This window comes from Sorangium sp. So ce426, from assembly GCF_051475585.1.
Classification (GTDB): Bacteria; Myxococcota_A; Polyangia; order Polyangiales; family Polyangiaceae; genus Sorangium; species Sorangium cellulosum_B.
This window is the reverse complement of the sequence record NZ_CP150341.1, coordinates 8,145,484-8,169,976: the sequence shown is the minus strand read 5'-3', so window position 1 is coordinate 8,169,976 and position 24,493 is coordinate 8,145,484. Positions and strand designations below refer to the sequence as shown.

At 70.2% G+C, this 24,493-nt stretch carries 16 protein-coding genes; 9 read left to right on the top strand and 7 right to left on the bottom strand.

The features are described from left to right. Window positions 1–13 precede the first annotated feature (13 nt). Complete coding sequence (urtB, locus tag WMF44_RS30210; RefSeq protein ID WP_437293521.1) at window positions 14–910, bottom strand: urea ABC transporter permease subunit UrtB; 897 nt, start codon at window positions 908–910, stop codon at window positions 14–16. Between the two features lie 127 nt (window positions 911–1,037). Next, a complete protein-coding gene (gene urtA, locus WMF44_RS30205) occupies window positions 1,038–2,264 on the bottom strand; it encodes an urea ABC transporter substrate-binding protein (RefSeq protein ID WP_437293520.1) in 1,227 nt (408 codons plus the stop codon). 753 nt (window positions 2,265–3,017) lie between these two features. Here urtA and WMF44_RS30200 point away from each other — a divergent pair. After that, complete coding sequence (locus WMF44_RS30200) at window positions 3,018–3,779, top strand: hypothetical protein (RefSeq protein WP_437293519.1); 762 nt, start codon at window positions 3,018–3,020, stop codon at window positions 3,777–3,779. A 492-nt stretch (window positions 3,780–4,271) separates the two neighbouring features. Continuing rightward, a complete protein-coding gene (locus WMF44_RS30195) occupies window positions 4,272–4,796 on the top strand; it encodes a hypothetical protein (protein ID WP_437293518.1) in 525 nt (174 codons plus the stop codon). A gap of 148 nt (window positions 4,797–4,944) precedes the next feature. Here WMF44_RS30195 and WMF44_RS30190 read toward each other — a convergent pair whose 3' ends face one another. Genes WMF44_RS30190 through WMF44_RS30180 form a run of 3 tightly spaced genes read right to left on the bottom strand, consistent with a single transcriptional unit; the run spans window position 4,945 to window position 9,663 of the window. Next, window positions 4,945–6,750 carry a hypothetical protein gene (locus WMF44_RS30190; protein WP_437293517.1) on the bottom strand — a complete coding sequence of 602 codons (1,806 nt, stop codon included), beginning with the start codon at window positions 6,748–6,750 and terminating at the stop codon, window positions 4,945–4,947. Window position 6,751: 1 nt separating this feature from the next. Next, window positions 6,752–8,038: a tetratricopeptide repeat protein gene (locus WMF44_RS30185; protein ID WP_437293516.1), complete on the bottom strand. Its 1,287-nt coding sequence runs from the start codon at window positions 8,036–8,038 to the stop codon at window positions 6,752–6,754. Window positions 8,039–8,043: 5 nt separating this feature from the next. Beyond that, window positions 8,044–9,663 carry a protein kinase domain-containing protein gene (locus WMF44_RS30180; RefSeq protein ID WP_437293515.1) on the bottom strand — a complete coding sequence of 540 codons (1,620 nt, stop codon included), beginning with the start codon at window positions 9,661–9,663 and terminating at the stop codon, window positions 8,044–8,046. Window positions 9,664–10,019: 356 nt separating this feature from the next. Here WMF44_RS30180 and WMF44_RS30175 point away from each other — a divergent pair, with 356 nt between their 5' ends. The 6 genes from WMF44_RS30175 (at window position 10,020) to WMF44_RS30150 (ending at window position 20,933) form a co-directional block, all read left to right on the top strand. Next, window positions 10,020–10,955: an ATP-binding cassette domain-containing protein gene (locus WMF44_RS30175; RefSeq protein ID WP_437293514.1), complete on the top strand. Its 936-nt coding sequence runs from the start codon at window positions 10,020–10,022 to the stop codon at window positions 10,953–10,955. Continuing rightward, window positions 10,955–12,013, top strand: coding sequence for an ABC transporter permease (locus tag WMF44_RS30170; RefSeq protein WP_437293513.1), 1,059 nt, complete (start codon window positions 10,955–10,957; stop codon window positions 12,011–12,013). The genes WMF44_RS30175 and WMF44_RS30170 overlap by 1 nt, the downstream gene beginning before the upstream one ends. A 230-nt stretch (window positions 12,014–12,243) precedes the next feature. Beyond that, window positions 12,244–15,111 carry an ATP-binding protein gene (locus tag WMF44_RS30165; protein WP_437293512.1) on the top strand — a complete coding sequence of 956 codons (2,868 nt, stop codon included), beginning with the start codon at window positions 12,244–12,246 and terminating at the stop codon, window positions 15,109–15,111. 90 nt (window positions 15,112–15,201) lie between these two features. Then, on the top strand, window positions 15,202–16,269 hold the full coding sequence (locus WMF44_RS30160; protein ID WP_437293511.1) for a response regulator: 1,068 nt from the start codon (window positions 15,202–15,204) through the stop codon (window positions 16,267–16,269). A gap of 254 nt (window positions 16,270–16,523) precedes the next feature. Further along, window positions 16,524–19,283, top strand: a complete 2,760-nt coding sequence (locus WMF44_RS30155; RefSeq protein ID WP_437293510.1) for a beta-propeller fold lactonase family protein — start codon at window positions 16,524–16,526, stop codon at window positions 19,281–19,283. A 291-nt stretch (window positions 19,284–19,574) separates the two neighbouring features. Then, window positions 19,575–20,933: an LLM class flavin-dependent oxidoreductase gene (locus tag WMF44_RS30150; RefSeq protein ID WP_437293509.1), complete on the top strand. Its 1,359-nt coding sequence runs from the start codon at window positions 19,575–19,577 to the stop codon at window positions 20,931–20,933. A gap of 51 nt (window positions 20,934–20,984) precedes the next feature. Here WMF44_RS30150 and WMF44_RS30145 read toward each other — a convergent pair whose 3' ends face one another. Then, complete coding sequence (locus WMF44_RS30145; protein ID WP_437293508.1) at window positions 20,985–21,155, bottom strand: hypothetical protein; 171 nt, start codon at window positions 21,153–21,155, stop codon at window positions 20,985–20,987. Window positions 21,156–21,832: 677 nt separating this feature from the next. Here WMF44_RS30145 and WMF44_RS30140 point away from each other — a divergent pair. Continuing rightward, entirely contained in the window at window positions 21,833–23,578 is a 1,746-nt protein-coding gene (locus tag WMF44_RS30140) for a CHAT domain-containing protein (protein WP_437293507.1), read from the top strand. Window positions 23,579–23,818: 240 nt separating this feature from the next. Here the strand turns inward: WMF44_RS30140 and WMF44_RS30135 are convergent, their stop codons facing one another. Continuing rightward, complete coding sequence (locus WMF44_RS30135; protein ID WP_437293506.1) at window positions 23,819–24,478, bottom strand: TetR family transcriptional regulator; 660 nt, start codon at window positions 24,476–24,478, stop codon at window positions 23,819–23,821. Between the last annotated feature and the right edge of the window lie 15 nt (window positions 24,479–24,493).

The following is a 24,493-nucleotide window of genomic DNA, read 5'->3' as shown; positions in this document are numbered from 1 at the left end:
TCCGTGTCCTCTCTTATCGTGTGCGCAGGGCGAGCAGGCCTGTCGGACGCCACTGCAGGAAGGCGATCACCAGCGCGAACACGAGCGCCTTGCCGAGCGACGCCGTCGTCGAGAGCTCGAGCAGCGTGTTCGCGACGCCGATCACGAGCGCGGCCACCACCGTGCCAGGCAGCCGCCCGAGGCCCCCGAGGATGACCACCATGAAGGCGTCGACGATGTAGTTCGTCCCGAGCGACGGCCCGATCGAGCCGAGCTGCGTCAGCGCGCACCCCGCGATCCCGGCGAGCCCGGCGCCGAGCGCGAACGTCGCGGCGTCGACCCGGCGGGCGCGGACGCCGAGGCACGAGGCCATCTCGCGGTTCTGCATGACGGCCCGCAGCCGCCTGCCGCCCGCGGAGCGGTGCAGGTACGTGTAGACCGCGGCGATGCACGCGATCACGAGCGCGATGAGGAAGACCCGCTTGTAAGGCAGCTGCACGCCGCCCGACAGCGCCACGCCGCCGCTCAGCCACGAGGGGCTCGAGACCTGCACGTTGGACGCGCCGAACAGGCTCCGCGCGGCCTGCTGCAGCACGAGCCCGACCCCCCACGTGGCGAGCAGCGTGTCGAGCGGCCTGCCGTAGAGGAAGCGGACCATCGTGAGCTCGAGCACGAGCCCGAGCACGCCGGCCACGAGGAACGAGGCCGGCAGCGCGAGCAGGAACCAGAGCCCGGCCTCGGTCCCCCCGACGAGCGGCGCGACGTGGTGCCCGATGACGTACGTCGTGTAGGCCCCCGCCATGATGAACTCGCCGTGGGCCATGTTGATCACGTTCATGAGCCCGAAGGAGAACGCGAGGCCCATCGAGATGAGCAGGAGGATCGAGCCCAGGCTCAGGCCGTTGAAGGCGTGGAGGAGAACTTCGTTCATTCTAGAGCACCCAACCGATCGAGACGCCGCGCACAGTGAGGTTCGGGCCGCGGAGGCGCGGAGGGCATCCCGACGAGGCCCCGCGCCCTCCGCGGCTCCGTGATCCGGGCTTCGCGCTCGCGCCGCTCTACTTGGCGGCCAGCTCCTTCGCCCAGGGGTACGCGCTCAGGTACGGATCCGGCTGGACCGGCTTGCCCGAGCTCCACACCTCGTCGATGAGGCCGTCCTTCCGGACCGCGCCGATGCGGACCGTCTTCCAGGTGTGCTGGTTCTTCCCGTCGAGCCGGACCAGGCCCTCGGGCGCGTTGTACTCGATGCCTCCCGCCTTCACGGCCTCCTTCACCTTGGCGACCTCGGTCGACTTCGCCTTCTCGACGGCCATCTTCCACAGGTAGACCCCGAAGTAGCCCGCCTCGATGGGGTCGTCCGTGACGCGCGCGGCGCCGTACTTGGCCTTGTACGCGTCGACGAACTTCTTGTTCTCGGGGGTGTCCGTGGTCTGGTAGTAGTTCCACGAGACGAGGTGTCCGGCGATGTTGTCGGCGCCGATGCCGCGCACCTCCTCCTCGGCGACGCTCACCGAGAGGACCGGCAGCTTGTCGGCGGTGTAGCCGGCGTCCTTGAACTGCTTGAAGAACGCCACGTTGCTGTCGCCGTTCAGCGTGTTGAAGATCGCGTCGGGCTTTGCCGCGCTGATCTTCGTGATGATCGTGCTGACCTCCGTCCCGCCGAGCGGCAGGTACTCCTCGCCGGCGAGCTCACCGCCCTTCGCCGCGAGCTGAGCCTTGATGATCTTGTTGGCCGTGCGCGGAAAGACGTAGTCGGAGCCGAGCAGGTAAATGCGCTTCTTGCCCTTCTCGAGCAGGTAGTCGACCGCGGGGACGATCTGCTGGCTCGGCTCGGCGCCGGTGTAGAAGATGTTGGGCGACTGCTCCAGCCCCTCGTACTGGACCGGGTAGAAGAGCAGGCCGTTCAGCTCCTCGAACGAGGGCAGCATCGCCTTGCGGCTGGCGCTGGTCCAGCCGCCGAACACGACCGCCACGGCGTCCTGCTGCACGAGCTTCCTGGCCTTCTCGTTGAACGTGGGCCAGTCGCTCGCGCCGTCCTCGACCACGGGCACGAGCTGCTTGCCGAGCACGCCGCCGGCCTTGTTGATCTCCTCGATGGCGAGCAGCGTCGCGTCCTTCACGGCCACCTCGCTGATCGACATGGTGCCGCTCAGCGAGTGGAGCACGCCGACCTTGATGGAGCCGCTGTCCGAGGCGGGCGCCACGGGCGCCGTCCCGGGCGCCGAAGCCTCGTCGTTCGCCTTGCCGCAGGCAGAGAGCAGGGCCGCGCCGGCGAGCGCCGCCATCGCGACGCAGAGCGCCCGACGCCGAGAGGTGCCCGCAGCCGGCCGATCCTCAACGTCCAACCCAGACGTGTACATATTCAACGCATCCTCCTTGGGTGCCGAGGGCGCGTCCAATGCCCTGCATCGACGCGGCGCGGCGATTCGACTGCACAAGAGCCGTTGGGAGTTCGGGAGCCGGCCAGTGGAGACTCCCGGCTGGACACACCCGATGGACGCCCTGCACAGCAGAACGCGGTCCCCGGACAAGGGCCAGCCACACGACGTCGTGGTGAAAGGCCTTATGCCGAGTGCCATGTTTCGTCGAGGTTTCGTCGACGTGAAATGTCGCCCGGCCGGCAGGCCCCGTGCGTTTTCCGCAGGCCGTTTGGATTTCTGACCACAAAGCGCGTCGAGCGGATCCATCGTTGTTCTCGTTTCGCTCGAGTTTTCGCCCCGGTTGCGGCTCCGGTGTGATGCACCGCACGCGACGGCGAGGGCGACGCGTGGGGCCGCTGGGCGCGCACGCGCGGCCTCGCCCCGGGTCGTCACCGCCCGATGTCGCTTGAGCCGACACGGTGTGGGGCGCTCTGGCCGCTGCGCGCACGAGAGCTGCGAGCTCCGGCGCTCTTGCGAGCTGTGGCGAGCTGTAGCGATGAGGTGCGCTCTCCAGTGCAGTAAAAAACTTGTATCAAGAGCGGCAAATGGCGAGTACACTGATAGATGCTGTCTGCGCCCTGTGCTCGGTCGAGACGGAGGGCAGGCGGGGTGGAGCGTATGAGAAGCACGAATCACTTGCCGGGCGAGACGGATGGTCGATCCACGAGCGGCGGAGCGGCGCCGGACGGCGTCGCAGCCGGGCCGCGGGACGAGAACTCGGTGGTGATCTCCCTGAGCGCGCTGCTCGCGGTGGAGAAGGACGCCTCCGCCAGGAGCGGCGCGCGGGCCGATCACGGCGCGAGGGGCTCCGGGATGGCGGATAGCCACGGGGCCGCCGCAGGCGACGGAGAGCGCAGCAGCTACCTGGAGATCTTTCCGTTCGGCGTGCCTTCCGAGCTGCCGGCGTTCAGGCCGCCGGATCTCACGCCCGTGCCCTCCGAGGTCCCGATCGACCTGCGCCCGCCGCGCGCGCGGCGGGCGGCCGGCGTGCGCTACGGGATCGCGGGCGCCCTCGGGGCGGCGGTCATCGCCAGCGCGGTGTGGCTCGGCGCCCCGCGCGAGACGCTCCGGGCGGCCGCGCAGCCCGGCGTGCGGCACGCGGCGAGCGCGGCGCTGGCGCAGCTGCCGAAGGTGGAGGCAAAGGCCGCGGCCGCGCCCGCCGAGGCGCCTCCGGCCAAGAAGAAGGGCGACAAGACGCGCGAGCGCGGGGCGAAGGCCCCACCCGCCGCCGGGGGCAAGGCGTCGGCGAAGCGCGCCACGCAGAGCAGTGGACCGGCGGCCGCCGCGCCGCCGGCGAGCCCGGGCGGCGCGCGTGCAGCGGGCGACCCCTGCAAAGGCGACCTCGACTGCGCCATGCGGCGCGCCGCGGGCGGCTCGTAACACCGCCCGCGCAGGCAAAAGGGCCGAGAGCTCGCCGCCGCCTCCATCGAGATCTCGATCGTTCGGAGCGCGACAGGCCACCAGCGAGCTCTGGTGGGCGCCTCCTGTCTCACAGTTGCCGCTGAGGTCGCCCGCATGCCCAGCGCGTTCCCCTGGAGCAAGTTATTCACGCGGAGCCGCTTGATCTCCCGCACCTGCCCTGTGCTAGGGTCTGCTCCTGTTGCAGAAAACTGCTGACAACCGATCTGTCCCGGTGGATTGCGCGCACATTGTGCAGAGACATGCGTGCTCCTCGCGCGGCCGCTCGGGGCGCAGCGGCGCAGCTGTAGGCACGAAGCAGATACCATCACGTAAAATTCTGGTGTAGGAACAGCGCCCGGCGCCGACGGTGGCGTTGAAGTGCACAGGAAGCGTGGCCCGGCGACGTCGCTCGACGTGTAGTGCCGAGTTACGAGCCGCGCGGCGCGACCCTACTCGTCTGGAGGTGGATTCATGAAAGCTCTTGGTTTCGCAGCGATCCTGATCAGCGTGGGTATGATGGCGGCCTGTACGGTCACGAGCGGTAATGGCGACACGAGCGGCGACGGCGGCGCGGGCGGCGACGGCTCGACCACCACCACGTCGTCGGCCACCACGGGCGAGGGCGGATCAGGCGGGACGGGCGGCGGCGAGGGCGGCGGCGGGACCGGCGGGGCCAACGTGTGCGCCGAGGAGACCGGCGATGAGTGCATGGATTGTTGTGTTGCCGAGCACCCCGCCGAGGCGGAGGCGCTGGGCAAGCTGCAATACTGGTTCTGTGGTTGTGCGGCGGAAGCGCCGTGCGCGGCCGACTGCGACACCACGGATGCCACGAGCGATGTCTGCGGGGACGAGGCGATCAACCCGGACGTCGATAACTCCGCCTGCGATATCTGCATCATCCAGGCGGCGGAGGAGTGCTACATCGCGGCGGAGGCGGCCTGTGCGGACGCCGACGACTGCAAGGCGCTCATGACCTGCGGCGACGCCTGCCAGTAGTCGGTTCGGGCTCAGAGGCCCAGCCAACCGGACAGGACAGGCGAGCTCTCGCAGCCCGCCTGTCCTGTTTTGTCTCGTGCTCGTGCGAACGGCGCGGACCGCCGTCCGGCGCGCGCCAGAGACCCGGCCGGGCTCTTCGAGGGCGGCGCTAGCGGGCCAGTCGGAGCAGCAGGATGTCGGACCAGGTCGACTGCGCCGTGGCGCCGTCGAGGTCCACGCTGCCCTCCACGGTCCCGGCGAGCAGGACGTGGCCGCGGTCCACGAACGACGCGACCCCCGCCGCGGACCGGCGCCCGCGGCTGCTCCCGGCGCCCGGGCCGAGCCGCTTGCTCCAGACGTGGCGCCCCCCGGCGTCGAACCGCGCCACGACGATGTCGCTGCCGCCGCCGTCGAGCGGCCCCCCGCCGAGGTGGGTCGGGCCATCGACGTCGCCCGCCAGGACGAGCCCGCCGTCCGCCTCGAGCGCGAGGCGCGGCGGCCGCTCCGCGGGGTAAGCCAGGCTGAAGCGGTGCTGTCGCGCGGGCCCGAGCTCGGCCACGAACGCCGACATCCCCTCCGAGAACAGCTCGCCGCCGCCCAGATCGAGGATCCCCGCGAAGGTCCCGCTCAGCGCGATCGCGCCGTCCAGCCCGATCTCGATGTCGCCGCCGCGCTGCTGGCGGCCGTCTCCGAAGGCCAGCGACGCGATGTGCTCGCCGCGCTCGTCGAGCTTGGCAAGGAACACGTCGCTCATCCCCCTGGACAGGAGCCGGGGCGCGCTGTCGCCGAGCTGGAGCTCGCCGTCGAAGGTCCCTGTCATGACCACATCCCCGCGCGGGTCCACCGCCACACCCGTCGGCTCCTGGTTCCCCGCGCCGCGGAACTCCCGCCTCCAGAGCAGCTCGCCCGACGTGTCGAGCTCGGCCACCGCCACGTCGGTCCCGCCGGGGTCCATCAGCGTCGACACGACGACGAACTCGCCCCGCGCCGAGGCCGCGATGTCCTGCGGGCTGCCGAGGAGCACCGCGCTCCACTGGGGCTCGCCCAAGGCGTCCAGCTTGATCACGAACCCCAGCGGCGCGTCGGCCGTGAGCCCCACGTCGTTCATCTTCCCCACGAGCTCGCCCGTGATCGCGACATTGCCCTCGGGATCCACCGCGAGCGCCTGCAGCGAGCCTCGCCCCTCGGTGACGAGCCGACGCATCCACGCCACGTTGCCGCCCGGATCGAGCCGCGCGACGAAGATGTCCTGCTCGGCGAAGGTTGGGATCTGCCCCGCGCCGAGATCGAGGGAGCCCGCGAACTCGCCGCCCAGGATCGCGGAGCCGCCGGGGCCCGCCGCGAGCGCGCGCGCCCGCTCCTGGCCCGCGCCGCCGAGGAGGGCGCCGAGCGGTCCGCCGGGGAGCACCGCGCCGCAGTCCCATCCGCCGTCGCAGTCCTCGTCGACCGGCGTCGTGCAGTCCTCGACCCGCGGCGTGACCTCGCCGGCGCAGGCGCCCCACCGGCTGTCGAGCCCGCACGTCCGCCGGCCGGCGCGGCACGCGCCGATGCCCACCGTGCCCGGCGGCCCTCCGTACGGGCACGGCTCGAAGGTCCCGGGGGCGCAGGCGCAGACGGCGCTGCCGCCGTCGGCCGCGGGATCCTCGGGCCGGCCGCCGTCGCCGTCCGCCTCGTCGATCGCGCCGTCGCAGTCGTCGTCGGCCGCGTTGCCGCAGCGCTCCGGCGCAGGCGTGACCTCGCCCTCGCAGGGGCCGTAGCCGTCGCCGGCGGCGTTGCACCGCATGAGGCCGGTCTGGCAGGCGCCGACCCCCTCGGTCGCCGGCGGCCCGCTGTAGCAGGCGATGGTCGAGAGCGGCGGGCAGCCCTCGTCCACGAGGATGCCGTCCTCGAGCCCGAGCAGCGCATTGCAGCCGGCGCAGCCGAGCGCCACGAGGGTGAGCCGCGGGCCGAACCCGGCCGAGCCGCGCGCGCCCACGTCAGTAACTCCCGCCCACGACGAGGGAGAACCCGCCGGGGCCGGCGGCGGCCGCCGCCGTGGCGCGGCGCGCGGGCGGGCCGGCGGCGCTGGGCGGGGCCGTCCAGAGGAGCAGGCCGGCCGCGAGCAGCGCGGCGGTGCCGGTCGAGAACGCGATCGTCGAGGCGGTGCCGGCCTCCTGCGCGTCCTCGCGCAGCGAGACCCCGACGGCGTCGCAGCGGCTCCGCGCGTCGCAGTGGCCGCTGTTCGAGGCGTCCCTGCGGGCGATCGCCTCGACGCCGAACACCGCGCCAAGGCCGAGCCCGACGAGGCCGGCGCCGCCGGTCACGAGCGCGATCACGCGCTGCGCGCGCCCTGCGCCGGCGCCGCCTCCGCGGTCGTCGATCGGCAGGGCGGGAGGCGCCTGCGTCCTCTGGCCTTTCGGCGCGGCGGCGAGCGCGCGCGGGGGCGGCTCTTGCGCCAGGAGGAGGGGCACGTCGATGACGACGCCCGCGCCGTCGGGCGGGACGACGCGCTCGATCGACCAGCGCTTCCTGCCAGGCGCCTGCGCCTCGATCGTGTGCGTCCCCGGGTCGACCGGGAGCGCCTGGCCCCACTGGGAGGGCAGGAGCAGCACGCCGTTGCGTCGGATCTCGAGCCCCGGCGCGGCGCTCCCGGGGGGCACGGCGATCGCCATCCGCGAGAGCCGCGGCTCGAGCGCGGCCGCGAGCGCGGCCGCGCGCGCGGCGCGGGGGTCTCCCGCGCTCTTCGCGATGGCCGCGGTCTCGCTGAAGACGTTCCAGGCGCCCGCGGTCCTGCCTGTGCGCGCGAGGCACTCGCCGAGCCGCAGGAGGAGGTTGAGGGCGGTCGGATCGAGCGTCCGGCCCTGCTCGAGCATGGCACACGCCTCGGCGATGCGGCCCGCCTCGAGCAGGCGCGTCGCGGCCTGATAGAGCGCGAGCACCTGCTCCTTGTGTCCGCCCGGCTGTCCCGGGTTGGCTCTGGGCTGCTCCAGGGTGGGCTGTCCCAGGTTGGGTTGTCCCGGGTTGGGTTTGGCCTGTCCCAGGTTGGGTTGTCCCGGGTTGGGTTTGGCCTGTCCCAGGTTGGGTTGTCCCGGGTTGGGTTTGGCCTGTCCCAGGTTGGGCTGTGCCAGGCTGGGGCTCGTCTGTGCCGTGTCGGACTGCGCCGGACCGGGCTCGCCGGCCTGGCCGCCCGCAGGCGCGAGCGACAGCGACAGGGCCGCGAGGGCGGACGTGAGCCCGCGCGGGCGCGAGCAGCAGGGGATCTTCGGCAGGGCTCCTCGGGGCATGGCGATCACCACGGGCTGTCCGGCGCGCCCGCCGGCGTCGCCGCTTCAGCGCCGCTGCGGGGCGCTGCCACGAGGGGCGGCGCGCCTGCCGCCGCGGCCCGGACGGGCGCCGGCGTATTCGCCGCCGTCCGCACCGCGGCGCCAGCGGCGGGCGCCGGCGAGGACCCGGACGCGTGCACCCCGCGCACCGGCGCGCGCTGCGGACTCCCCGCGTTCGCCCGCGCGGGCGGCGCGGTCCTCGTGGACAGGACGGCGCCGGCCCCGCTGCGCGTGGCCGGGCGCGCGCCTGTGGCGTCGGCCTGGGGCGCTTCGCACGCGCTGGCTGCGTCGTCGTGCGGCGCACCTTCGGCCGCGTCATCGGGCGCCTGGAACGACCTGGCTGCCACCGCGTTCCCCTTCGGCTCCGCGGCGAGCCCCTGCGGCACGCCCGCGAGGTGCTGGGCCCCGGCGCCGCCGGCCCAGGTCGACCCCGCCGCCCGCGGCCACCCGGGCGACAGGAGGATCGCGGCCAGCGTGGCGCTCGCGGAGACCGCGCCGGCCGTGGCCGCCAGCCAGGTTCGCCTGGGGCGGCGGCCCTCGCGCCTCGTCTCGGCCGGCCCGGAGGCCGTCGTGGGCGGCCGAACGGAGGCCGCGGCCGGCCGAGCGGACGCCGTGGGCGGCCGCGCGGCGGTCGTGGGCGGCCCATCGTCCAGCCACGTGAACGTCGGCTGGGTACGGTGCACCCCCGTGGGCAGCGTCGCGTCGGGCGCTCCGCGCAGCGCGAACGGCGCGAGCGCGGCGGCGAGCTCGCGGGCCGAGGCCGGGCGGCGCGTCCGGTCCTTCTCGAGGCAGCGCATCACGATCTCCTCGAACCCCTCGGGCAGATCGGCGCACGCGCTCCGGAGCGGCCGGGGCGCCTTCTCCGACACGACCAGCACGAACTGCTCCAGCGTCTCCGCGCCGAACGGCAGCGTGCCGCTCACGAGCTGGTACAGCACGACCCCGAGCGCCCACAGATCCGCGCGCAGATCGATGTCCTTGGGCGTCAGCATCTGCTCCGGCGCCATGTAGCGGCGGGAGCCCATGACCGACCGCGCCGTCGTCATCTCGAGCCCGTCGTGCTCCGGCTTCGCGCTCGTGAACTTCGCGACGCCGAAGTCGAGCACCTTGAGCAGCGGCGTGCCGTCGGTCCGGTACGTCAGGAACAGGTTCGCGGGCTTGAGGTCCCGGTGCACCATCCCGAGCGCGTGCGCCTCCGTCAGGGCAACGCAGGCCTGACGGACGTACTCTGCCGCCTCGTCGACCGGCAGCCGCCCGCGGCGCTCCAGGATCGAGCGGAGATCGTTGCCCGACAGGTGCTCCATCACGATGTACGGCACCGGCAGCGCGATCCCCGGCCTCGGGGCGAGCGCGCCCAGGTCGTAGATCCGCGGCACGTGCTCCGTCTTCATCCGGAACATCCCGCGCGCCTCGCGCTGGAACCGCCTCAGCAGCGCCGCGTTGCCGCAGTGCTCCGGCCGCATGAATTTGACGGCCACCAGCTCGCCCAGCGACAGGTGCCGCGCCGCGACGACGGCCCCCATCCCCCCGATGCCGAGAGGCCGCTCGACCCGGTAGCGGTCTGCGATGACCTCACCGCAGTGCACGGGCACCACTCCCTCTTCATCGCTCACCACGCGCCCCCCACTCCGTCGCTCTGAGCTTGCAGACCGGCGAGCCACGATTCCGGACCGGATGGTTCCTTGCAGGGCCGCGCTCGACGCGCTCGCCGCAGGTGTCTGGTAGATTCGATTCTCCGGAGAGGCGATACGTCGCGTCGTCTGTCGAATTTTCCGGCGCTCCTGTGGGCGCGTGGAGGTGTGCTTCGTCTGCTGAGGGCGATCCGAGGCGCCTCCGCCCTGCACGCGTCGTCGCGCCGGAGGCCGCGATGGGTCGCGCGAAGGCCGCGTTGGATTGAAGTGTCCCGGTTCCTTTCTGCCGTCCTCTGCGATACAGACGTGCCGTGTCTGCCTCTCCCGCCCTGGTCTGCCGCGGCCTGGTCAAGCGTTATGGGGACGTCGTGGCCGTGAACGGGCTCGACCTCGAGGTGCGGCGCGGCGAGTGTTTCGGCCTGCTCGGCCCGAACGGCGCGGGCAAGACGACCACGGTGGAGATCCTCGAGGGGCTGACCCGCCCCGACGCCGGCGACGTCGAGGTGCTGGGCGAGCGCTGGGTGGGGGACGGCATCGCGCTGCGCGCCCGGCTCGGCATCCAGCTCCAGGAGACGCGCTTCCCGGACAAGCTCCGGGTCGGCGAGGTGATCGCGCTGTTCCGCAGCTTCTACCCGCGCGGCATCGAGCCGGAGCAGGCGCTGCGCTGGGTGGCCTTGCAGGAAAAATCCAGCGCCTTCGTGCGCACGCTGTCGGGCGGGCAGAAGCAGCGGCTGTCGCTCGCGTGCGCGCTCGCGGGTGATCCGGAGGTGCTGTTCCTCGACGAGCCGAGCACGGGCCTCGACCCCGCGTCGCGCCGTCAGATTTGGGCCATCGTCGAGGATCTGAAGGCCCGCGGCCGCACGATCCTCCTGACCACGCACTACATGGAGGAGGCCGCGCGCCTCTGCGACCGCGTGGGGATCGTCGATCGCGGGCGGCTGCTCTCGCTCGGCACGCCGGCGGCGCTCGTCGCCTCGCTCGGCGCCGAGCACGTCGTGGAGGTCGAGGTGGACGCGGAGATCGCCGAGGAGGAGCTCACGGGGCTGCCGGGCGTGGAGGCCGTGCGCTCCGCGCAGGGGGCGCTCCGGCTGACGGTGCGCGACGTCGCGCGCGTGCTCCCGCCGCTGCTCGCGCTCTGCGCGGCGCGCGGGGCCGCGCCGAAGCGGCTCGCGACGCACCACGCGAGCCTGGAGGACGTGTTCATGGCGCTCGCCGGGCGGACGCTCGCGGACGACGAGGCCGCGTGATGGCCCGGTGGCTCCGCTCCCTGCGCGCCTCGTCGCTCGCGCTCCTCATCCGGGCGCGGGTCGCGGAGTTCCTGCGCGAGCCCGAGGCGCTCTTCTGGGTGTTCGTGTTCCCGATCGTGCTCTCGGCGGCGCTGGCCGTCGCGTTCAGGGACCAGCCCGCGGAGCCCGTGCGGGTGAGCGTCGAGGAGGGCGCCGGGGCCGAGCCGCGGCGCGCGGCGCTCGAGGCGTCGGGGCAGGTCGTCCCGCGGGTGGTCCCGCGCGCGCAGGCGCAGCAGGAGCTCCGGACGGGCAAGGTCGCGCTGGTCGTGCTCGCCACCGATCCGCCCACGTACTGGTTCGATCCGGCGCGGCCGGAGAGCCGCCTCGCCCGGCTGGAGGTGGACCAGGCGCTCCAGCGCGCCGCGGGGCGCGCCGACGCCTTCCGCCCGGCCGCGCTCGAGGTGACCGAGGCCGAGCGGGGCTCCCGCTACGTCGATTTCCTGGTGCCCGGGCTGCTCGGCATGAACGTGATGCTGACCGGGATCTGGGGGATCGGGGTCGCGATCGTGCAGCAGCGCATCGGCAAGCTCCTGAAGCTGTTCGTCGCGGCGCCCATGCCGCGGTGGCAGCTGCTCGCGTCGCACCTCGGCGCGCGGCTCGTGTTCCTGGCGCTCGAGGTCGTGGCCCTGCTCCTGTTCGCCGTCCTCGTGCTGGGCGTGCCGATCGCCGGCTCGCTCGCGGCGCTCGCGCTCGTCGCCGTGGTCGGCGCGCTGGCGTTCGCCGGGGTCGGCCTGCTCATCGCGGCGCGGCCGCGGACCCTCGAGGGCATCTCGGGCCTGGGCAACCTCGTCACGTTCCCGATGTGGATCTGCTCCGGCGTCTTCTTCTCGGCCGATCGCTTCCCCGACGCGATCCAGCCGTTCGTCCAGGCCTTGCCCCTCACCGCGCTGAACGACGCGCTCCGCGGCGTGATGCTCGAGGGGGCGCCGCTCGCCGTGATCGCGCCCGAGCTCGCGCTGCTCGCCGTCTGGGGCGTCGCGACCTTCGCGCTCGCCCTCAAGCTCTTCCGCTGGGAGTAGCCGCCGCGCCGCGGCCAGCGCGCCACCGAGCCGCGGCCACGGTGCGTGAGCTCACCGGCGCACGCTGTGCGCCAATCGATCCTCGCTCCGCGAGCATGTCAGTCAACCTGCGTCGAGGTGGCGGCGCAGTCCTCGTGAGGCACGCATGGTCCTACCATGTGTCCATATTTTCTGTTCCGGACATTGACCTTCCAAAGCGGCGCGGTCCTGTATTCGTGTACGATGACCGCATGAATGAACGGGGGGAGCGGAGCGGCCAACGCCCTCGCACGGCGCCGAGTCTGTCCTTCTGGGTCGCGGGGCCGCTGGCCGTCGCGCTGCTCGTGTTCGTGGGTCCGGGGCTGTGGATCGCGGCGTGGGCCATCGAGGGCGCGATCCTGAAGAACGAGCTGGGCGTCCTCGCGCGGACGCATGACGAGTGGACCCGCCGCATGAACGACCGCCTGATCCAGGCGGAGGCGAGCGTCGCGCGGTACGGCCGCATGCTCACCTCGGCGCTACATGAAGTCGAGGGAGAGACCCCGCAGAAGTTCGACGCCCTCGTCGGGCCGTCGCGGGACGGCGGCATGGTGTCGCGCAACGCGGGCTTCGAGCCCAGGCGAGACGCCATCGTCTGGCTGCCCGCTGGCTACCCGCTCGACGACCGGGAGAAGGTCTTTCTCCTGGAGCTGAAGCGCATGACCGAGCTGTACTCGGCGGGGGCGCCGGGGGAGCCCATCAACACGTGGCTCATCCCCAGGCGGAACGGGCTCGTGATGTACTGGCCCAGCCACACGAACTACATCGATCAGGTCGACACGACCGTCGATTTCGTCAACTCCGAGTGGACGACGCTCGTGCTCCCGGCGAACAACCCGGAAGGAAAGCCGCGCTGGACGCCGACGAGCTACGACCCGGGGGCGCGCGAGTGGATGGTGAGCGTCGTGGTGCCGTTCTTCCGCGACGGCGCGTTCGCGGGGAGCGCCGGGCACGATGTCACGGTCAACGCGGTGATGGACAGCTTCCGGGAGCTCTCGCTGTATCCGGGGACGGAGCACGCCCTCGTGAGGGGTGATGGGACGGTGCTCGTCTCGAGCGTGCACCAGGACAAGATCCACGGGAGCAAAGGCACGCTGACGGTCGAGTCCATCGGCGACGACGATCTCAGGCGCGCGTTCGAGGCGGCGAAGCGCGACGACGCCGCGGAGGCGCACGTGGTCGGCGGCACGGATCAGCGCGTGATCGTGGCGGCGCGCATCGCGGCGCCGGACTGGGTCCTGCTCACCGACGTCCCTCGCGCGGCGCTGCTCTCGTCGGTGAAAGGGCTGTACTGGGACTACTGGCTGATCGCGGCGTTCTCGATCCTGGCGCTCGTCGCGCTGCCCGTCCTCGTGATCATGCGCGTGACCTTGCCGTCGGTGCGGCAGCTCGTCACGGCGGCCGAGCGGATCCGGGGCGGTGACCTCGAGCAGCGCTTCGAGGCGTCAGGAACCCGGGAGTTCGTGCACATCGGCGACGCGCTGAACGGCATGGCCCAGCAGCTCCGCGAGACGTTCGCCGCCCTGGCGAAGACGAACGAGGAGCTCGAGCAGCGCGTCGAGCAGCGCACCGCCGAGCTCAAGGAGGCCACGGTCGCCGCGGACGCGGCCAACAGGGCGAAGAGCGACTTCCTCGCCAACATGAGCCACGAGCTGCGGACACCGCTCAACGGCATCCTCGGGTACGCCCAGATCCTGAAGCGCTCCAGGAGCCTGGGCGAGCAGGATCTGCGCGGCGTCGAGGTCATCGCCGAGTCCGGCTCTCATCTGTTGACCCTCATCAACGACGTCCTCGATCTGGCGAAGATCGAGTCGCGGACGATGGAGATTCACCCCAACGATTTCCATCTCCCGTCGTTCTTGAACGCGACGGCCGAGATCTGCCGGATCCGCGCGGAGCAGAAGGGGATCGCGTTCGTGTTCAAGCCCGGCCCCGCGCTGCCCGAGGGGGTGCGCGCCGACCAGCGGCGCCTGCGTCAGATCCTGCTCAATCTGCTCGGCAACGCCATCAAGTTCACCGAGAACGGCAGCGTCACCTTCACGGTCGCGGAGGCGCCCGGCGGGCCACGGGGCGCGCGCAAGGATCTCCCGGAGGACGGCGCGAGCCCCGCATCGCGGACCAAGACGCGCAGGATACGCTTCGAGATCGAGGACACGGGGACCGGCATCGGCGCCGAGCACCTGGACCAGATATTCCTGCCCTTCAAGCAGGTCGGAGACAAGAGTCGCCACCGCGAGGGCACCGGGCTCGGGCTGGCGATCAGCCAGCGCATCGTCACGCTGATGGGCAGCTCCATCCAGGTCAGGAGCGAGCTCGGCAAGGGCAGCGTCTTCTGGATGGACCTGACGCTCGCCGAGGCGCCCGACTGGACGGACACCGTGAGGCGCACGGCGCAGGGGCAGATCGTCGGCTACAAGGGCCCGCGACGGAGGCTCCTCGTGGTGGACGACAAGCCGGAGAACCGCGCCGTGGTCATCAGCATGCTCGCGACCCTCGGGTTCGAGCTGGCGGAGGCGAACGACGGCCAGGAGGGCCTCGACAGGACGGCGCGCGAGAGGTTCGATCTGATCATCACCGATCTCGCGATGCCCGTGCTCGACGGCTGGGAGATGATGCGCCGCATGCGAAGGGCGCCGGAGCTCGCAGGGACGGTGATCATCGCGTCCTCCGCCAGCGCGTTCATCACCGACCAGGACAAGAGCCTGGAAGCGGGCGCGGACGATTTCCTTGCCAAGCCGCTGCAGATGGATGAGCTGCTCGAGAAGCTCCAGCGACACCTCAAGCTGGAGTGGATCTACGAGCGGCAGGACGGCGCCGGCGAGGAGACGGAGCCGAGCCCCAGCTCGGGTGTGACAAGCACCCGCGATGTCGTCCTGCCCCCGGACGAGGACCTCAAGGCCTTGCGCGATCTCGCGCGCAAGGGGCTCGTCAATCACATCCAGAAATACGCGGACAAGCTCGAGCTGGGCGACCCTCGGCTCGCGCCCTTCGCCAAGCACCTGCGCGAGCTCTCCGAGGACTTCCGGCTGGAGTCGATAGAAGAGCTCGTCGGCGGGCGCATCGACGGTCGCGCCCGATGAGGGCGTCGGGTTGAGATTTGCTGTGAGCGCAGTCATCCTCGTGCAGCGTCGCTGGCGCGAACAGTGAGGCTGTCTGCTGGAGAGGGCAGTGTGACGAACGTGAGTGATACCGGGACGGTCCTGATCGTCGACGACGAGCCGCGAAACCTGAGGTTGCTCCGCGACAATCTCTCGGGCTGGGGGTTCGAGATCGCGGCCGCGACGAACGGCCTGCGAGCCATCCAGCTCGCGAAGGACGTGGCGCCGGATCTCATCTTGCTGGACGTGAAGATGGAAGGGATCGACGGCTTCGAGACGTGCCGGCGGCTCAAGACGGATCCGGCCACGAGCGACATCCCTGTCATCTTCATGACGGCGAGCACGGAGATGAGCGCGGACAAGGTGAAGGGGCTGAACCTCGGCGCCGTGGATTTCCTCCTCAAGCCGTTCCAGAGCGAGGAGCTGCTCGCGCGCGTCCGGGTGCAGACGAAGCTCAGGCAGCTGATGAAGAGCCTCGCGGCGCAGGTCGAGGAGCGCGTCGCCGCCGAGGCGGCGCTGCAGACGCTCACGCACGAGCTGGAGCGACGCGTGGCGGCGCGGACGGCCGAGCTCGAGCGGGCCCTTTCGGAGCTCACGCAGGCGCAAGCCGCCCTCCGCGGGTCGAACGAGCAGCTGGAGACCGAGGTCGCGCGCCAGACCGAGGAGCTCCGCAGGACGAACGAGCGGCTGACGCTGGAGCTCACCGAGCGCGAGCGCGCGGAGCTGGCGCGCGCGGCGCTGCAGGAGGAGATCATCCGGGCGCAGAAGGAGCGGCTGGCGGAGCTCTCCACGCCGCTCATTCCGATCACCGAGCGGATCATGGTCATGCCGCTGATCGGGACGATCGACGCCAGCCGGGCGCAGCAGGCGCTCGAAGCGGCGCTGAGCTGCGTGCACACGAACCGGACGGACGTCGTGATCATCGACGTCACGGGCGTGAGGCTCATCGACACCGCGGTCGCGACCACGCTGATGGGCACGGCGGCGGCGCTCCGGCTGCTCGGCGCGACGACGGTGATCACCGGCCTGCGCCCCGAGCTGGCGCAAACGCTCGTCTCGCTCGAGATCGATCTCAGCACCGTGGTCACCCGGGGGACGCTCCGGAGCGGCATCGACTACGCGCTGCGACAGGTCCGCTGACATCGTCTTGCCAGCGCGCCCGCGGGGCCGCGCCGGTGAGGCGGCATACCGTGGCACACGGAGAATCGATATCATGACAGTCACGCTGTGCGACCACGTAGCCCAGAACACAGCCAGCGCGTTGGCCATGGATGACGGCGCGACCGCTCGTCCGCTTTTTTGTTGTTAAACGTGTTTATTCTACATAGCTTGAAGGCATGCTGCCATCATGCTGTCTGCGCCGTTTCCTGGCTGTCAGCGTAGGTGCTACGGCCATGTCCCTCGCCGCCGCTCTCCCCGCGGCGGCCGCCACGCCGTTCACGACATTCGAATCGGGCCAGGTCCGCCCCCTGGCCCTGTCGTCGAACGGCAAGCTGCTCTTCGCGGTGAACACGCCCGACAACCGGCTGGAGATCTTCCGCGTCGAAGCCCATCGTCTGCAGCTCAAGGCGTCTGTGCCCGTGGGGCTCGAGCCGGTCGCCGTGGCTGCCCGGGGCGACGATGAAGTCTGGGTGGTGAACCACCTGTCCGACAGCGTGAGCGTTGTCGATGTTCGAGACCCCGCCAAAGCGCGCGTCGTCCGCACGCTGCTCGTGGGGGACGAGCCGCGCGACATCGTGTTCGCCGGGCCGCAGCGCTCGCGGGCCTTCATCACCACGGCCCACCGCGGGCAGAACGCCCCCTTCGATCCGCAGCTCTTGACGCCCGGCGTGGGGCGCGCGGACGTCTGGGTGTTCGACGCGAGGCGGCCCGGGACGTCGCTCGGCGGCACGCCGCTCTCCATCGTGACGCTCTTCAGCGACACGCCGCGCGCGCTCGCGGTGACGCCGGACGGCAAGCGGGTCTACGCCGCCGCCTTCCACTCGGGCAACCGCACGACCGTCATCGACGAGAGCCTCGTGCCGGACGGCGGCGAGGCCGCGGGCGGACTGCCCGGGCCCGACACCAACTTCGAGGGAGTCCCCCGGCCGGAGGTCGGGCTCATTCTCAAGTTCGACGGGGCCCACTGGGTCGACGAGCTGGGGCGCCCCTTCGACGACGCGGTGCGCCTCTCGCTGCCCGACAAGGACGTCTTCGTCATCGACGCGCTCGCCAACCCGCCACGCCAGGTGGACGGGCCAGGCGGCTTCTTCACGGGCGTGGGGACCATCCTGTTCAACATGGTCGTGAACCCGGTGAACGGGAAGGTCTATGTGTCCAACACCGACGCCCGGAACGAAGAGCGCTTCGAGGGGCCGGGCATCTTCGCCGGCCACAGCGTGCGCGGCCACCTGCACGAGAGCAGGATCACCGTGCTCGGCCCGGGCGGCGTCGCCCCGAGGCACCTCAACAAGCACATCGATTACAGCAGCTGCTGCGCGCCGGTGCCGAACGTCGAGAGCGAGAAGAGCCTGGCGCAACCGACGCAGATGGCCGTGACGCGCAACGGCGCGACCCTGTATGTCGCGGCGCTCGGCTCGGACAAGATCGGCGTGTTCGACACGGCGAAGCTCGAGAACGACACGTTCGTGCCCAGCGCCGCGAACCAGATCCGCGTCCCTGGAGGCGGGCCGACGGGCCTCGTCCTCGATGAAGACAGGCACCGGCTCTACGTGCTCGCGCGCTTCGACAACGCGATCTCGGTCATCGACACCCGGACCCGCCGCGAGGTAGCGCACGTGCCGATGCACAACCCGGAGCCTCCGAGCGTCGTCCGTGGGCGCCGCGTCCTCTACGACGCGTCGCGGAGCTCGAGCCACGGCGACTCGTCCTGCGCGAGCTGCCATATCTTCGGCGACTTCGACAGCCTGGCGTGGGACCTCGGGAACCCGGACGGCACCGCGCTGGAGAACCCTGGACCGTTCTGCACCGATCTCTTCGGCCAGGATACGAGCTTGCACCCGATGAAGGGGCCGATGACGACCCAGAGCCTGCGCGGCATGGCGAACCACGGGCCGATGCACTGGCGCGGCGACCGCACGGGCGGCCACGATGCGCCCACGTCCCAGCCGGACAGCGGGGTGTTCGACGAGCGGGCGGCGTTCAAGAAATTCAGCGCATCGTTCGTCGATCTGCTCGGGCGACACGAGGCGATCTCGGAGGAGGAGATGGACGATTTCACGGACTTCATCCTCCAGGTCACGTATCCACCCAACCCCATCCGCGCGCTCGACGACTCGCTCACGCCCGATCAGAGCGCGGGGCGCGACTTCTTCGGGGGGCCCGTGTCGAGCATACTCGGCGCCTCGTGCATCGGGTGCCACGCCGTCGATCCCGACGCCAACCCCGACGACTTCGCGCCGGGCTTCTTCGGCAGCGACGGCGGATCGGCCAACGCCAACGAGACCCAGCTCTTCAAGGTCCCGCACCTGCGCAATCAGTACCAGAAGGTCGGGATGTTCGGCATGGCGGAGTCGTTCGTGTTCCCGTTCGGCGGCTCCAACGCGCACATGGGCGACCAGGTCCGCGGCTTTGGCTTCCTCCACGACGGTGCCGTCGATACGCTCGTCCGCTTCAACGCGTTCTCCGATTTCGTCCAGACGCCGGACAACCCCGGCGGCTTCCCCGTCGACCCCGAGGGGGAGCTGCTGAAGCGCCAGGTGGCGGAGTACATGCTGGCGCTGGAGTCGAACCTGAAGCCCATCGTGGGCCAGCAGATCACGCTCACGCCGTCGAACGCGGCGGTGGCCGGCCCGCGCGTCGATCTGCTCATGGCGCGCGCCGACGCCGGCGACTGCGATCTCGTGGTCAAGGGCTGGTCCCATGGAGACGAGCTGGGCTTTCTGTACACCGGCGATGGCCGCTTCGACGCCGACCGCGCGCGCGCGCCGCGGCGGTGGGACGGCGAGCTCCGCTGGCTGGCCACGAGAGGCGGGAGCGAGCTGACGTATACCTGCGTGCCGCCCGGGTCGGGCGAGCGCATCGGCGTCGACCGCGACGGCGATGGCTTTCTCGACGGTGACGAGCGGGACGCCGGCAGCGACCCGGCCGACCCGGAGAGCGTTCCGCGGCGGGGACCGCACGGGCCGCACCCGCACCCGCACCCGCATCACTGAGCGGAACGATCGCGCCCGCGCGCTCACCCGCCCATCGACCGGTGAGCTGCCGTGGACGGGTGCTTCCCTGACAGCAATGCTTCCGCAGCGCTGGTGATCCGTTGCTGCCCTCGCAGCACGTCGCGGGGGCAGGGGAGGGGCGGCGCTTCGATCTCCGCCGCTGCGCCCGTGGCTCCGGCGCCGGGCACGGCCTTTGCGCTCTGGCGTGGTGAGCGCGCGGTGATCGCGTGCGGCGGTCGCGCGGCGACGTGCCCGCGCGCGCACGTGAAGGACCGAGACCGAGGACACCCCATGAGCGACAATCAGCGGAAGATCCGTTTGGGCGCCTTTTTGCCTGGCGCAGGCCACCACGTGGCGGCCTGGCGGCACCCGCAGGCGCAGGCGGACGGAGGCATCAACTTCGCGCATTACAAGCGCATCGCGCAGGCGGCGGAGCGGGCCAAGTTCGACGCCGTGTTCCTGGCGGACGGGCTCGCCTTGCAGAACCGGCCCGGAGCGCAGGGCCGCACCGCTTATGGGGCCAGCTTCGAGCCGGTCACCTTGTTCTCCGCGCTCGCGGTCGTCACCGAGCGCATCGGCTTCATCGCCACCGCGTCCACCACGTACGAGGAGCCTTACCTGCTGGCCCGCAAGTTCGCCTCGCTGGACCATATCAGCCAGGGGCGGGCAGGCTGGAACGTGGTCACCACCGGCGGGGGCGAGGCGGCGGGGAACTTCGGGCTCGACGCCCACCCCGACCACGCGCAGCGCTACGTCCGGGCGCGCGAGTTCGTCGACGTGGTCACCGGCCTCTGGGACAGCTGGGAGGACGACGCCTTCCTCCGCGACAAGGCGTCCGGGGCTTACTACGATCCGGCGAAGCTGCACAGGCTCGATCACAAGGGGAAGTTCTTCTCCGTTCGAGGGCCGCTCAACATCCCGCGCCCGCCCCAGGGACACCCGGTGATCGTGCAGGCGGGATCGTCGGAGGCGGGCAGGGAGCTCGCGGCCGAGACCGCCGAGGTGATCTTCACCGCGCAGCAGACGCTGGAAGACGCGCAGGCCTTCTACGCCGACGTCAAAGGCCGGATGGCCAGGTACGGGCGGCACCCCGACCAGCTGAAGATCATGCCGGGGGTGTTCCCCGTGGTCGCCAGGACGGAGTCGGAGGCCAGGGCGAAGTACCAGGAGCTGCAGGACCTCATCCTGCCGGAGGTCGGGCTGTCGCTGCTCTCGGGCCTGTCGGGCGGGGTCGATCTGTCCGCGTATCCGGTGGACGGCTCGCTCCCCGAGCTGCCCGAGACCAACAACAACAAGAGCCGGCAAGCGCTGATGTTCGACATCGCGCGCAAGCGCAACCTGTCCATCCGTGAGCTCTACCTCTGGGTGGCTGGAGCGCGCGGGCACTGGACGATCGTGGGCTCGGTGGAGCAGATCGCGGATCAGCTGGAGGCGTGGTTCACGCAGGGCGGCGCCGACGGGTTCAACGTGATGCCGCCGTGGCTCCCGGGCGGGCTGGACGACTTCATCGAGCTGGTGATCCCGGAGCTGCGGCGACGCGGGTTGTTCCGAACGGAGTACGAGGGCCGCACGCTGCGGGAGAACCTCGGTCTGGCGCGGCCGGCGAACCGCCACGCGGCCGGCGCGAAGCCGAGGGCCTCGGCGGCCTGAGGGCGCATTTTTCGTGCAAGGGGCGCCCTGCCGAGAGCCAGGGCCAGTCCCTCACTTCGCAGCCACGTAGCCAGCAGAAGGTGCGGCAAGCGCAACGAAGGCGGCGCGCTTGCAGGGCGCCTTCTTGTTGCGCATGGCGAAGCGGCGGAAACCCTCGAGCAGGTTGAACGTGCACTCGACGGCGAAGCGCTCCTTGTACCCGTGGCGGTCGTAGGGGAGCACGGGGATACGGCCAGAGTTGGGGGGATGACGACGACCGAGCCCACCGCCTCGATTTGGGTGCGGATGGAATTCGAGTCGTAGGTCTTATCGGCGATGAGGTATCCCGGCGCGGAACCCTCAATGAGCATGCGGGCTGGGGGTTGTGGCGTTGCCCCTCGGTGAGTTCGAACTCGAGGGGGCAAGCCCAGGGCGTCGACGAGCCGACGGATCTTGGTGGAGAAACCGCCTCGGGATCGACCCATGCCTTGCCGCAGCGGTCCCCCTTTAGCGCCGGCAGCGTGCAGCTGGGTGGGGGGGTGAAGGACCCTCTCGATGGAATGCGGTTGAGAACCCGGACGGCAGCCTCGCGTCGCGGCCTCGTGCGAACTGGGGACCGGCTTCCCTCGCCGGAGGCTTCCTCGGCGCCAGGCGAACCTTCCTCGACCGCGCTCGCCAGACGCGAAGATCGGCCTTCCAGACGCCACAGACCCCTGTAGTATCGTCCACATGCTGGCTGCTCAAGGGGCGGGGGGGCGACAGGCTGGCGGCGCTGTAGGCAGACCAGCGCCAGCAGAGCTGGACGGGGATGCCCTTCGGGGAACTCGGCATGGCCCGGGCGAACGAGTTCGGTCGGGCCATGCTTTGCGCGTTGGGCGGGTTGAGATGAACACGAAAGCTCTTACGATAGGCACTCCACGATGAAAACGCTCAAAGTTCTGCTGCTTGCGGCAAACCCCTCCGGCACGACCAAACTTGCCCTGGACGAGGAGGCCCGATCAATTGCTGAGAAGGTGCGTCTAGCGGAGTATCGCGATTCGATTGAGCTAGTGCCTGGCATGGCGACAAGGCCAGACGACTTGCTTCAACTTCTGAACGTTCACCGACCGCACATCGTTCACTTCAGCGGTCATGGTGGCTCCGGAGGGATCTTCTTGGTCGGTGACAGCGGTCAAGCCCAGTTGGTGTCTACTGCAGCTCTGAAGGCGCTCTTTCAAGCGCTCAAAGGTAATGTCCGTGTTGTGCTTCTGAGCTCATGCTATTCGGAGGCTCAGGCGAAGGCCATTACGGACTGTATTGATGTGTGTATCGGCATGAGTAGCTCGGTTGATGACAGGACTGCGATCGCCTTTGCTGCATCATTCTACCGAGGACTGGCATTTGGTGAGTCCATTGACAATGCATTTGATCAGGGTCGCGTTGCCATCATGTTGGCTGGTCTTCCTGAGCCAGATGCGCCCAAGCTCGCCACCAAATCCGGTGTAATTCCGAGTAGCATTGTTCTGGTCCAAGCCCCTGTCGCCTCCAAGTCTCACACCAGTTCGATCCCACATAGCGTACCGGCAGCGTCGCTTGCTCAAGAGATTCCGCGCGCTCCCGAGAGGGCGCGCCACAACGATTCGGGGTCTGAGGCCGGCGAAGCGCCAGGATCCACGGCGGTTGACGATGAGAACTGGCGCTACGAGGTTGTTCCATCGGCCGCACTCCGTCTCTATCGGCTGAGCTGGCAGCTCGAAGTGTGGCTTCGCACGCTTGTGTACGTCGAATTGCGTGCGGCAAGACTAGAATGGGGCGAGTTGCTGAAGCCACATGTTCAGGAGTGGCCACCCCAACCACAAGCGGGCGAGGCCGGCGTTTCTCACGTGGCCGCATCAGATCTCTGGGCGCTCTCTTCTCTCTCTTTTCACGACCTAGCCAGAGTCATCCTGGGCCCGAGCAATTGGCCTCTCTTTTCGCCATACTTCCCACCAAGGCGAAACACCGAGGTGAAGATGGAGGAGATTGGAACCGTCCGGGATCGTGTAGTGCAGTTCCGCGAACCGCAGGCACAGGATGAATCCCGCCTGAAGCTATTTCTCCAGGAATGGGATCCCGGACTCCAGCGCTTCTGTTCAAGGTACACAACGGGCAAGGTTCCACGAGGTCCGATAGACGATCCTGTGACAGAGTACCTATCAGCGAAGTGGAACCGAGTGGGCTACGGAATCGAGCTCAATCGGCCAGATCTCGATTGGCTCTATGCGCCGCCGCCATACCGGGGAAGACCAATGTTTCATGCGAGCCTGAGGCTCCTGACGCACGAGAGGTACACCGCCGGTTCAGCGGTAGGCGTTATCTATCGTTTGATCTGTCATCCGATGAGCGCCGGAAGGATGAATCTGGCTGACTTTCTTGACAGTACGCGTGCGTTGCACAAGCATATCATTCACATTGTGGTCTCGCCAGTGGATGACGAAGTCGCGGTCACGGTGCCCGCGGTGCATGGCGTCGAAGGAACTGGAGACATCCTGGGCGCCTTTCTCAACGCGGCCAGAGATTGCAGCAGATCGCACGTCGTTCCCAAGCTCACCAGTAAGCTCGATTGGCCGCAGTACGTCGTGTGGCCGAGTGACTTCTTGGCGCCTTTTGTTGGCGGCTACTCAGGCCCCGTCTTCGACTACGAATGAGTCGGAAATCGCCCAGCCAGAGATCGGATCTGGTGGTCGGCCTTTGTTCGCCTGAAGCTCAATTCGCACTAGGTGGAACCACGTTGAAGAAGTGACTGGGCTATCGAATGATGTTGAGCAGACGCAGTGCCGGGAGAGTGCGTGAGCGAATAGAATTTGGGGGGATTCGGAGAGTGTGACCCCTCGTACTATGCAGGCGCGCGCTGGGACCCCGATAATCCGTGAACCCGCCTCACCGCGTCACGCGCTCTCCCCTGTCCGGACCGCCGGCTCGATGTACGGCGCGAGGTAGCGGCAGACCGCCTTCTTCGCCTCCTCGACGTAGAGCGCGCCCTGCTGCTCGTCCTGCTGTGCGGCGAGGGCGAGCAGCGTCGAGGCCATGTACAGCGTGCTCTGCGCGACGATGCGCCGCCCGGCGGGCGCGAGCGCCGGCGTCAGCGGCGTGAGGATCGCCTCGACCCGCGCCGAGAACTCGTCCCCCCACGCCGCCGCCGTCGAGAGCAGCGCGCCGGACAGCTGCACGCCGAACCATAGCTCCCGGTAGCCAGGCTCCGTCCGGTAGAACGCTGCGAGCGCGTCGATCCAGCGCTCGGTGAACTCCGTCCACGAGCCCGGCGGGGCCTCCGCGAGCGCCGCCTCGGTGCGCGCCCGTAGCCGCTCCAGGTAACGCCCCGTCAGGGCGTGGAGCACGGCCTCCTTGTTCGGGAAGAACTCGTAAACCGAGCCGATGGACGTCCGCGCCCGCGCCGCGATGGCGTTCGTGGTGACTGCGTCGAGCCCGCGCGACGCGAGCAGCGCCGCCGTCGCGTCGAGGATCCGCTCCTTGCGCCGCTGGCTCCTCGCCTGCAGCGGCACCCGGCGGGGCGCAGTCGACGGCGGCTTCTTGCGCTTCGTGGCCATGGGCCGAGCGTACTT

Excerpts from the sequence above, each read along its gene's own strand:
- WMF44_RS30185 (WP_437293516.1), bottom strand. The coding sequence starts at position 8,038 with ATGCCCCGAGGAGCCCTGCCGAAGATCCCCTGCTGCTCGCGCCCGCGC.
- WMF44_RS30165 (WP_437293512.1), top strand. The coding sequence starts at position 12,244 with ATGAATGAACGGGGGGAGCGGAGCGGCCAACGCCCTCGCACGGCGCCG.
- urtB (WP_437293521.1), bottom strand. The coding sequence starts at position 910 with ATGAACGAAGTTCTCCTCCACGCCTTCAACGGCCTGAGCCTGGGCTCG.
- WMF44_RS30200 (WP_437293519.1), top strand. The coding sequence starts at position 3,018 with ATGAGAAGCACGAATCACTTGCCGGGCGAGACGGATGGTCGATCCACG.
- WMF44_RS30135 (WP_437293506.1), bottom strand. The coding sequence starts at position 24,478 with ATGGCCACGAAGCGCAAGAAGCCGCCGTCGACTGCGCCCCGCCGGGTG.
- WMF44_RS30150 (WP_437293509.1), top strand. The coding sequence starts at position 19,575 with ATGAGCGACAATCAGCGGAAGATCCGTTTGGGCGCCTTTTTGCCTGGC.
- WMF44_RS30140 (WP_437293507.1), top strand. The coding sequence starts at position 21,833 with ATGAAAACGCTCAAAGTTCTGCTGCTTGCGGCAAACCCCTCCGGCACG.
- WMF44_RS30170 (WP_437293513.1), top strand. The coding sequence starts at position 10,955 with ATGGCCCGGTGGCTCCGCTCCCTGCGCGCCTCGTCGCTCGCGCTCCTC.
- urtA (WP_437293520.1), bottom strand. The coding sequence starts at position 2,264 with ATGGCGGCGCTCGCCGGCGCGGCCCTGCTCTCTGCCTGCGGCAAGGCG.
- WMF44_RS30195 (WP_437293518.1), top strand. The coding sequence starts at position 4,272 with ATGAAAGCTCTTGGTTTCGCAGCGATCCTGATCAGCGTGGGTATGATG.
- WMF44_RS30155 (WP_437293510.1), top strand. The coding sequence starts at position 16,524 with ATGTCCCTCGCCGCCGCTCTCCCCGCGGCGGCCGCCACGCCGTTCACG.